This window comes from Ignavibacteria bacterium (assembly GCA_016873775.1).
GTDB lineage: Bacteria > Bacteroidota > Ignavibacteria > UBA10030 > F1-140-MAGs086 > JAGXRH01.
In genome coordinates, this window is sequence record VGWC01000113.1 from 1 (window position 1) to 4,384 (window position 4,384).

Consider the following 4,384-nt stretch of genomic DNA (forward strand, 5'->3'; position numbering starts at 1 on the left):
AACTACTCACATACTCAACTACTTAATGACACAAACAAAAACATTCAAAATCGCCGATATTAAACTTGCATCGGAAGGAAGAAAAAAAATTGAATGGGCAGAATCACGCATGCCCGTTTTGATGAACATTCGCAACACGTTTTCAAAAACAAAACCGTTCAAAGGTTATACGATTGCGGGATGTTTGCACGTAACAAAAGAAACCGCAGTGCTTGTAGAAACATTCAAAGCGTGCGGCGCAAACATTGTCTGGTCTGGATGCAATCCGCTTTCGACACAAGATGAAATTGCTGCAGCGCTTGCGGCAAATGGCACTTCAATTTTCGCGTGGCACGGAATGAACGTAAAAGAATTTTACTGGTGCATTGATAAATGTTTAGAAGTCAAACCCAATCTCACGCTCGATGATGGCGCGGATTTAATTTTCACGGTGCATAACAAATACAAGCAACTGTGCGCAACCGTCATTGGCGGAACAGAGGAAACAACAACCGGTGTTCATCGTCTTCGTGCGATGGCAAAAGATGGCGCGCTTCGTTATCCCGTGATTGCAGTGAACGATGCGGAAACAAAATGGGATTTTGATAATGTGTACGGAACGGGGCAATCTACGCTTGATGGTGTGTTGCGCGCGACGAGTGTTTTGCTTGCGGGGAAAAATGTCGTGATTGCCGGTTACGGACATTGTGGAAAAGGTGTTGCGATGCGAGCAAAGGGACTTGGCGCAAACGTGATTGCAACAGAAGTAAAACCAACTGCCGCACTCAAGGCAACGCTTGAAGGAATGCGCGTAATGAAAATGGATGATGCCGCAAAAATCGGAGACATATTTATTACTGCAACGGGAGTAAAAGATATTCTCGTGAAAAGACATTTTGAAAAAATGAAAGATGGCGCGATTGTTTGCAACACGGGACATTACGATTGCGAAATCAATATTCCCGATTTGGAATCGCTGAAGAAATCGAAACGAACTGTGCGCAGCGATAATGAAGAATACGTTTTGAAAAATGGAAACCGCATTTATCTTCTCGCGCAAGGACGTTTGGTAAATCTCGCCGCAGCAGAAGGTCATCCATCGGAAGTAATGGATATGTCGTTTGCGAATCAATTTCTTTCGCAATTACGATTAGTGAATGCACACAAGAAAGGAATTAAATTGGAAAACACTGTTCACGATATTCCTAACCAGCAAGACCAGGAACTCGCAATGTTGAAACTCAAAACAATGGGACACAGCATTGATAAACTAACGAAAGAACAAATTGTGTACTCAAGCGATTATTCTGCTGGAACGTAGCATTGTTGTTATTTTCCGGATTGAAATGACAACAGAATGAAACGCGAAAAAGAATTTTTTAAGTATCTTGATTCTGAAACAACAGAACGGATACGAATGAAAATTACGACTGACAACGGAAATGTAATTGATATTGTTGTTCAGTATGAATAGTTTCTCAATAGTAAATGGACTCCGATTATTCGTTACGATTGTGCACACGGATTTTTTCACCGAGACGTTCTTTCACCTTCGAGAGAAAAAGAAAAGCAAACTATTTCAATACGAAACTTGGAAGATGCTTTACTCTATATAGAGCAAGACATTAAAGACCGATGGAATTTTTACAAACAACGATATTCAAAAAAGTTAAAAAGTTAATATGACTAAGAATGAAACCATAGAACGAAACATCACACTTACATTTGATTTTCTTCGTCAAGTAATTAAAGAGCCGAGTATAATTGATGACATTCCAAACGGTTCAACGATAGAGTTTGTCCAGAAAGATTTACCTATTCATGAAACACGCACTCCTCGTAGAAAAGAATTGACGAAGCAATACTTAAAAGTGAATCATCAATTTGAAGCAATATGAAATTGAGTTATTTTTAACATCAAATAAAATAATGCAAAAATTGAAATTGTATTCGCTCTTTTGATATTTGCATTTTTACTTTTTTAAGATTCAATGACACTAAAAACTATATGCATTATGAAAAACATTTTTTTCTCACTCATCATTTCGTTTTTATTTTTTCACTTTTCTTTTTCTCAAATGAAGCCACCCAAAGAAACTGCCTTCGACAGATTTCTTCGTTACGTAAAAATTGATACGCAATCGAAGGAAGACCAGGACACGGTTCCCAGCACACAAAAGCAATTCAATCTCGCGCGATTACTTGCAAAAGAGTTGAAAGAACTCGGCGCGCACAATGTTCGAGTGAGCGATAATTGTTATGTGTACGCAACAATTCCCGGAAATCTTACCGATAATTCCAAAGTTCCGGCGATTGGTTTGATTTCGCATATGGATACTTCGCCGGCAGTGAGCGGAGAAAATGTAAATCCGATTATTCACAAAAACTACGACGGCAAAAGCGACATCATTCTTCCGAATGATAAATCGCTTGTCATTACAGTCGAGAAAAATCCTTATTTAAAAGAATTGAAAGGCGATGATATTATTACTGCCGATGGAACAACGCTGCTTGGCTCCGATGATAAATCCGGTTGCGCAGAAATAATGACACTCGTTGATATTCTTATGCAAAACCCGCACATCAAACACGGAACAATTCAAATCGGATTTACTCCCGATGAAGAAGTTGGCAACGGCGCAAGTAAATTTGATGTGGAAGGATTCGGCGCAAAATTTGCTTACACCGTTGATGGTGAAGAACTCGGAGAAATTTCTGATGAAACGTGGAGCGCTCGTCAAGCAACCGTTACGTTTCAAGGAAAGTCAACGCATCCCGGAACAGCGAAAGGAATTATGATAAACTCGATGTATGCGTTCTCCGATTTTGTTGCCCGATTTCCGAAAGATATGTTGCCGGAAACAACAGAGAAGCGCGTTGGTTTTGTTCATCCGTACGGCGGCGTTGCAGATATTGAACAATCGAGTATGAAAGTGTTGTTGCGCGATTTTGATATGAGCGGTTTAGACAAGAAAGAAAAAATGCTCAACGATATGGTGAAAGAAACGCAAGCAAAATTTCCCGACGTGAAAATTTCAATGACCGTGAAAGAGCAATACAAAAATATGAAAGAAGTGTTGAAGGATTTTCCTGAACTTACTGAAAACGCAATGGAAGCATCGCGTCGTGCAGGATTGAATCCGCATCTTCGTCCCATTCGCGGAGGAACAGATGGCTCGCGTTTGACATATATGGGTTTGCCGTGTCCCAATCTTTTTACCGGTGGACAAAATTTTCACGGAAAGTTAGAATTTAATTCTAAAAAAGGTTTGGAGAAAACTGTCGAGATGCTTGTGCATTTGGTGCAGGTTTTTGCGGAGAAAGCGAAATAGATTTGCGTAGAAAAATTTATTCCCCATATCTCACATCTCTTATGTCCAGAGTAATAAATTCAAAAGCCGAAGAACGAAGAAATTCTCGATAAAGAATTCAAATGCCTCGATAAAGGATTTGTTCGTCTCGTTGATTATATGGGAGGAGATGAATCTATTGTGCAAGCGGCGAGAGTTTCATACGGTGCTGGAACAAAAACGGTAAATGAAGACAGAGGTTTGATTAGATATTTAATGCGTCATCTTCATACAACGCCGTTTGAAATGGTGGAATTAAAATTTCATTGCAAACTTCCAATTTTTGTTGCGCGTCAGTGGATTCGCCATCGAACCGCAAACGTGAATGAATACTCCGGGCGATATTCGGTAATGAAAGATGAGTTTTATGTTCCCGCGCTCGAAGCGATTCATTTTCAAAGTTCAAAAAATAAACAAGGACGTGATGAAAATGATGTTGCGCCCGAAATTCGTCAGCAAATAATTGACGAACTTCTTTCCGAGCAAACTTCTTCCTACAAGAACTATGAACAATATTTAGAACTTAACATCGCTCGCGAACTTGCCCGCATCAATCTTCCGCTTTCTCTTTATACGGAATGGTATTGGAAAATTGATTTGCACAACTTGTTTCACTTTCTCCGATTACGATTGGATGAACATGCGCAATACGAAATCCGAGTGTATTCAGAAGCAATGGCTGAAATTACAAAATGCATTGCACCGATTGCTTTTGAAGCATTTGAGGATTACATTTTGAAATCAGAAAAATTTTCTCGCCTCGAAATGAATGTGTTGAAAACTCTTCTCAATAAAAAAGATTTTTCTGATGATGAGTTGTTACAATTCGGTTTGGGCAAACGTGAAGCGGAAGAGTTTCGAGAAAAAATGAAAAGAGTAACCCGGTAATTGTCATTCCCGCGTAAGCGGGAATCCAAAAATTGAAAATAGATTACCACTTTCGTGGGAATGACACAATGCAAAAATCCTTCCGCAACCTTTCCGCAGATTTTATTTTACTTCTTGTCGTTATCATTTGGGCAGCGAATATGCCACTGGTGAAATGGACCGTCGAG

At 39.6% G+C, this 4,384-nt stretch carries 4 protein-coding genes; all 4 read left to right on the forward strand.

Annotated elements, in window-relative coordinates:
* The first annotated feature begins 25 nt into the window (after positions 1–25).
* The gene (locus FJ218_10885) at positions 26–1,300 is read left to right on the forward strand and encodes an adenosylhomocysteinase (GenBank protein ID MBM4167406.1); all 1,275 of its coding nucleotides are present in this window, start codon (positions 26–28) and stop codon (positions 1,298–1,300) included.
* Positions 1,301–1,661: 361 nt separating this feature from the next.
* Entirely contained in the window at positions 1,662–1,877 is a 216-nt protein-coding gene (locus tag FJ218_10890; protein MBM4167407.1) for a hypothetical protein, read from the forward strand.
* Between the two features lie 180 nt (positions 1,878–2,057).
* The gene (pepT, locus tag FJ218_10895; GenBank protein ID MBM4167408.1) at positions 2,058–3,311 is read left to right on the forward strand and encodes a peptidase T; all 1,254 of its coding nucleotides are present in this window, start codon (positions 2,058–2,060) and stop codon (positions 3,309–3,311) included.
* Between the two features lie 57 nt (positions 3,312–3,368).
* Positions 3,369–4,217: an FAD-dependent thymidylate synthase gene (locus FJ218_10900; GenBank protein ID MBM4167409.1), complete on the forward strand. Its 849-nt coding sequence runs from the start codon at positions 3,369–3,371 to the stop codon at positions 4,215–4,217.
* Positions 4,218–4,384 lie beyond the last annotated feature (167 nt).

Coding starts and splice junctions, on each gene's coding strand:
- FJ218_10885 (MBM4167406.1), top strand. CDS start 26: ATGACACAAACAAAAACATTCAAAATCGCCGATATTAAACTTGCATCG.
- FJ218_10890 (MBM4167407.1), top strand. CDS start 1,662: ATGACTAAGAATGAAACCATAGAACGAAACATCACACTTACATTTGAT.
- pepT (MBM4167408.1), top strand. CDS start 2,058: ATGAAGCCACCCAAAGAAACTGCCTTCGACAGATTTCTTCGTTACGTA.